The organism is Candidatus Hydrogenedens sp., assembly GCA_035378955.1.
Classification (GTDB): Bacteria; Hydrogenedentota; Hydrogenedentia; order Hydrogenedentales; family Hydrogenedentaceae; genus Hydrogenedens.
Genome location: DAOSUS010000049.1, coordinates 16,910 through 21,547 on the forward strand (window position 1 = coordinate 16,910; position 4,638 = coordinate 21,547).

Consider the following 4,638-nt stretch of genomic DNA (forward strand, 5'->3'; position numbering starts at 1 on the left):
CCAGAAGCAAGTGCTTATGCAGACGCATTGATTCAAAACACAGAGCCAAATACCGTTGAATATGCCAACGCACTTTATGGAAAAGCAATTATAGCAATACAAAATAATAAGTATGAGGATGCGATGATATTACTGGAGAATCTACGAAGAAATAAAGACTATTACCCTTCTGACATTCAGGATAAAAATGATTATCAATTATTTTTTGTTTATAGTTTTCTACAAAAGAATGAGTTGGCTGTAAAATTAGGGGAAGAATTACGAGAAAGATTCCATAAAAAGGAAATTAAATCTGGAAATGATGTAATAGACCGTATAAACCTCCTTTCCAATTTGGGAAGTATATATTACAATACTGATTATATAAAGGCGTATGAAATATATAAAGAATTGGCAGACTTAGGAGACACATATTCTGATTTATTAAAAAAGAGTGGCATCCCTGAAATATCGTGGCAACCTTTTTTGGAGATAGCCCGAAAAAATAGAGATTTATTAAAACCGAGTTATCCATCATCTAACCCAAGAAAGGAGACTCCAGAACAGACTAAAAAAGAAGAAAATAATCAGAGTTCATTAGAGAAACCACAAACAGCGATGGAGAATATAGTAGGTTCTCTAAATCAGAATTTACCTGCTAATCCTAATAGTTTTCCAAAATTTCCAACAATTACTTACAGTTATCCTGATTATTCTCTTATCAAAATAAGTTTTCTGTTAGGGTTCATTACTGGTGTAATTGTAATTTTATTATTTGTCCTAGTAGTTTATTTTTTATACAGGAAGAAAAAAACCTCTTGATTTAAGATATAAAAACAATTATTTTGTTTTTAGTTTATATTCCTGTTTTTTCGCGGAGGAGGTTAGCGGAGTCGGTTTCTTCCCAGCGGAAGCCCTGGTCTTCGCGACCGAAGTGTCCATAACTGGCGGTTTTTCTATATTGGGGCTTGCGGAGATTAAGAAATTCGATGATTGCAGAAGGACGACAATCGAAGGTTTCGCTTAAAATTTTCGCTAATTTTATATCTTCGATTTTACCTGTGCCGTAGGTGGTTACATTAATAGAAACAGGCTTGGCTACTCCAATTGCGTATGCTAATTGCACTTCGCAACGGTCGGCAATACCTGCGGAGACTACATTTTTTGCGATGTAACGAGCCATATAGGCGGCACTACGGTCAACTTTGGTAGGGTCTTTACCGCTGAAAGCACCGCCACCATGTCTGCCCATGCCGCCATAGGTATCTACTATAATTTTTCTTCCCGTCAAACCGCAGTCTCCCACGGGACCGCCGGTTACAAATCTACCTGTTGGATTTACATAATATTTGATATCGCCTTTGACTAATTCCTTAGGCAGTGTGGGCTTAATTACCTGTTCAATGATGGCTTCTTGGATTTCATCATGTTCTTTTTTTAATTCTTGGGGAGTAGGGTTAAGACCTCCATAAAGGGGTAGGTGTTGATTGGAAATGACGACAGTATCAATTCGGACAGGTTTGCCGTTAACATATTCTACCGTTACTTGTGATTTTCCATCGGGCATTAGCCAGGGAATAGTTTTATCTTTGCGAAGTTTACGAAGTTGTAATCCCAATTTATGGGCTAAAGCAATAGGAAGGGGCATGAGTTCCGGTGTCTCACGGACTGCAAACCCGAACATCATTCCCTGGTCACCTGCACCTTGTTCGTGGTCGGAGGAAGCATCTACACCGCGGGCAATATCAACGGATTGTTTTTCTAATGCAACAAGGATAGAACAGGTTTCTCCATTAAAACCTATATAGCCCGGCCCGTAACCGATATCAACAATAGCCTGACGAACCAGTGAGGTAATATCTACTTTTGCACGTGTGGTTATTTCACCGGCAACTACGCAAAGGTTCGTTTTTACTAAGGTTTCGCATGCGACACGGCTATATGGGTCTTGTTCTAACATAGCATCAAGAACTGTATCTGAAATAATATCCGCTACTTTATCTGGATGTCCATCGGTTACAGATTCGGATGTAAATAAAATCCCGTTTTCATTCATCATAACACTAACCTTTATTTTGATTGGATTACCTGTTTATATGTAAACATTCCATTATACTACGCCTGGACGATATTTAGCTGTAAGTGCTGCGGGGTCTAATTTCACACCCGGTCCCATGGTTGAACAAATACTACATGCTTTTAAGTAGGTTCCTTTTAGTGAAGCGGGACGGGCTTTTACAATAGCCGCAATTATTGTTGAAGCATTTTCTTCAATCTGTTCTGGTGTAAAACTTGCTTTACCTACGGGGACATGGATATTCGCGTTTTTATCTACACGAAATTCGATTTTACCTTTCATTATTTCTGCGACAGCTGGACCGATATTTGGGGTAACGGTACCTGCTTTGGGGCTGGGCATAAGTCCACGAGGACCTAAGATTTTACCTAATTTTCCAACCTGTCCCATCATATCGGGTGATGCTACTGCTGCATCGAAATCTAACCAACCGCCTTGAATTTTTTCAACCAAATCTTCGGCACCGGCTTCAATGGCACCGGCTTCTTTGGCTGCTTTGATTTGCTCTTCCTTTTTGCAAAAAGCAATTACGCGGACTTTTTTCCCTGTTCCATGAGGAAGGGATACAGCACCACGAACCATTTGCTCTGCATGTCTTGGGTCAACGCCTAAGAGGAAGGCTAATTCAATGGTTTCATCGAATTTGGCCGTGGCACATTCTTTAACGATTTTTGATGCTTCTGAAAGGGAATAATAGCGGGTTCTATCTACTTTTTTGTAGAGTTCCCTCATTCTTTTACTGGGTTTTGACATGTTTTTATCCTCCTGTGGTTCTATCGGACAGATAAACTGTCCTCCCACGGTTAGAAAATTTTAAAAGGAAAATTTTACAACTTATTCTACAATGATACCCATACTACGAGCAGTCCCTCGAATCATGCTTTTTGCGGTTTCAAGGGAACCTGCATTTAAGTCGGGCATCTTTAATTTTGCGATTTCTTCTATCTGTGCTTCGGTGACAGTACCTACTTTATTACGATTGGGTTCACCAGAACCTTTGGCTAACTTTGCCGCTTTCTTTAATAAAACAGCCGCAGGTGGAGTTTTGGTTATGAAAGTAAACGAGCGGTCTTCAAAAATAGAGATAACGACAGGGATTATCATTCCTTGCTGGTCTTTGGTTCTGTCGTTAAACTGGCGGACAAAATCCATGATGTTAACCCCATGCTGACCTAATGCTGGACCTACGGGCGGAGCAGGGGTGGCTTGTCCTGCCGGAACTTGTAATTTTACGAGTGCTTTTAATTTTTTAGGAGGCATATCTTTAACCTTTCTTTCTTAATTTCCATCAAAATGCTTCAACTTGCCAGGATTCTACCTCAATAGTTGTAGTTCTATTAAAAATTTCAACGGATATTTTTAATGTTGAACGCTCCACATTTATTTCTTCAATTCGTCCTACGAAGTTTGAGAATGGCCCTTCAATAATTTTTACTCTATCCCCAACGGAGAATTCTAATTTCGGTTTTGGGGCTTCTTCTTCACCCGTCATAATAGCAATAATTCCCTCAACCTCTTCATCAGGAATTGGTGTGGGGATATTTCGTCTGCTACTGACAAAACCGGTAATTCCTTGCGTTTCTCGAATTAATGCCCATAACTCTGGATAGTTTTCGGGATGTTCGGGTAATTGCACGAGGATATACCCGGGGAAACATTTATGTTCTACAACTTTAGAAGTTCCTCCTCGGCGTTCAGTAATTCTTTCTTTTGGTACTAATGCATTAACGACCCAATCTTCAATACCTTTTTGCTTGGCTCCCCATTTAAGTTTCTCGCATACTTCATATTCTTTTGCGGTAAGAACATGAAGGGCATACCACCGGCGTGGAATACCATCTTGAGGAACGGGCTTTATGAGCTTTTCACGGGTAGGGGTAGTATCCGTGCCTGCCACTTCCTCTTTACCTGTAGTCATTTCTTTTTTTTCTTCTACCATCGCCGATGGACTCCTTTTTAACTTTATGAAGCAATACCCAGAATAAACAACATAATTTGAGCGAAAGAAACATCAAAAGTAAAGATAATTACCGCCATAATACATAACAAAATCATGGTAATTTTTGTTGAAACTTTCAAGTCATCCATTGAGGGCCAGGTTACTTTTTCCAATTCTGTTTTTACATCCAACAGAAAGTTTTTTGCCTTAATATAGATGGCTTTTAATCCTTTTTCCTGTTGTTCTTCTGTTTTGCTTACTATTTTCGACATTTGACTTGCCTTTATAATTTATTTCTTTATTATTTTACGATAACTGGCAGGCCTGGAGGGACTCGAACCCCCAACCTTCGGCTTTGGAGGCCGCCGCACTACCAATTGTGCTACAGGCCTGCAGAAACAAACCGAATTTTCACTACTTCATCTCACGATGAACTGTGTGCTTTCGGTCGTAACGGCAATATTTTTTAATTTCCAATCTTTCGGGATGTTTTCTTTTTTCCCGTGTTGTTGTGTAGTTTTTACGCTTACACTCTGTACATTGTAATATAACTTGTTCCCTCATGGGATTAATACCTCATTATTAAATATTACTCTATAATTTTACTGACGACGCCAGCACCTACGGTCCGTCCACCTTCGCG

7 protein-coding genes and 1 tRNA gene are annotated in these 4,638 nt (G+C 39.6%); 1 reads left to right on the plus strand and 7 read right to left on the minus strand.

Annotated features, from left to right (window positions below; all coding sequences use genetic code 11):
• A partial coding sequence (locus PLA12_10140; GenBank protein HOQ32858.1) for a hypothetical protein occupies positions 1–801 on the plus strand: 801 nt, incomplete at its 5' end.
• Between the two features lie 34 nt (positions 802–835).
• On the opposite strand, the gene metK is transcribed toward PLA12_10140, so the two are convergent.
• The 7 genes from metK to rpmG form a co-directional block, all read right to left on the minus strand.
• Positions 836–2,038: a methionine adenosyltransferase gene (gene metK / locus PLA12_10145; protein ID HOQ32859.1), complete on the minus strand. Its 1,203-nt coding sequence runs from the start codon at positions 2,036–2,038 to the stop codon at positions 836–838.
• Between the two features lie 51 nt (positions 2,039–2,089).
• Positions 2,090–2,809 carry a 50S ribosomal protein L1 gene (gene rplA / locus PLA12_10150; protein HOQ32860.1) on the minus strand — a complete coding sequence of 240 codons (720 nt, stop codon included), beginning with the start codon at positions 2,807–2,809 and terminating at the stop codon, positions 2,090–2,092.
• A gap of 81 nt (positions 2,810–2,890) precedes the next feature.
• Positions 2,891–3,316, minus strand: a complete 426-nt coding sequence (gene rplK, locus PLA12_10155; protein HOQ32861.1) for a 50S ribosomal protein L11 — start codon at positions 3,314–3,316, stop codon at positions 2,891–2,893.
• Positions 3,317–3,344: 28 nt separating this feature from the next.
• Positions 3,345–3,995, minus strand: coding sequence for a transcription termination/antitermination protein NusG (gene nusG / locus PLA12_10160; GenBank protein HOQ32862.1), 651 nt, complete (start codon positions 3,993–3,995; stop codon positions 3,345–3,347).
• A gap of 23 nt (positions 3,996–4,018) precedes the next feature.
• A complete protein-coding gene (secE, locus tag PLA12_10165; GenBank protein HOQ32863.1) occupies positions 4,019–4,267 on the minus strand; it encodes a preprotein translocase subunit SecE in 249 nt (82 codons plus the stop codon).
• Positions 4,268–4,311: 44 nt separating this feature from the next.
• A tRNA-Trp gene (locus tag PLA12_10170) sits at positions 4,312–4,387 on the minus strand.
• A 22-nt stretch (positions 4,388–4,409) separates the two neighbouring features.
• The gene (gene rpmG, locus PLA12_10175) at positions 4,410–4,559 is read right to left on the minus strand and encodes a 50S ribosomal protein L33 (protein HOQ32864.1); all 150 of its coding nucleotides are present in this window, start codon (positions 4,557–4,559) and stop codon (positions 4,410–4,412) included.
• Positions 4,560–4,638 lie beyond the last annotated feature (79 nt).

Coding starts and splice junctions, on each gene's coding strand:
- metK (HOQ32859.1), bottom strand. CDS start 2,038: ATGATGAATGAAAACGGGATTTTATTTACATCCGAATCTGTAACCGAT.
- rplA (HOQ32860.1), bottom strand. CDS start 2,809: ATGTCAAAACCCAGTAAAAGAATGAGGGAACTCTACAAAAAAGTAGAT.
- rplK (HOQ32861.1), bottom strand. CDS start 3,316: ATGCCTCCTAAAAAATTAAAAGCACTCGTAAAATTACAAGTTCCGGCA.
- nusG (HOQ32862.1), bottom strand. CDS start 3,995: ATGGTAGAAGAAAAAAAAGAAATGACTACAGGTAAAGAGGAAGTGGCA.
- secE (HOQ32863.1), bottom strand. CDS start 4,267: ATGTCGAAAATAGTAAGCAAAACAGAAGAACAACAGGAAAAAGGATTA.
- rpmG (HOQ32864.1), bottom strand. CDS start 4,559: ATGAGGGAACAAGTTATATTACAATGTACAGAGTGTAAGCGTAAAAAC.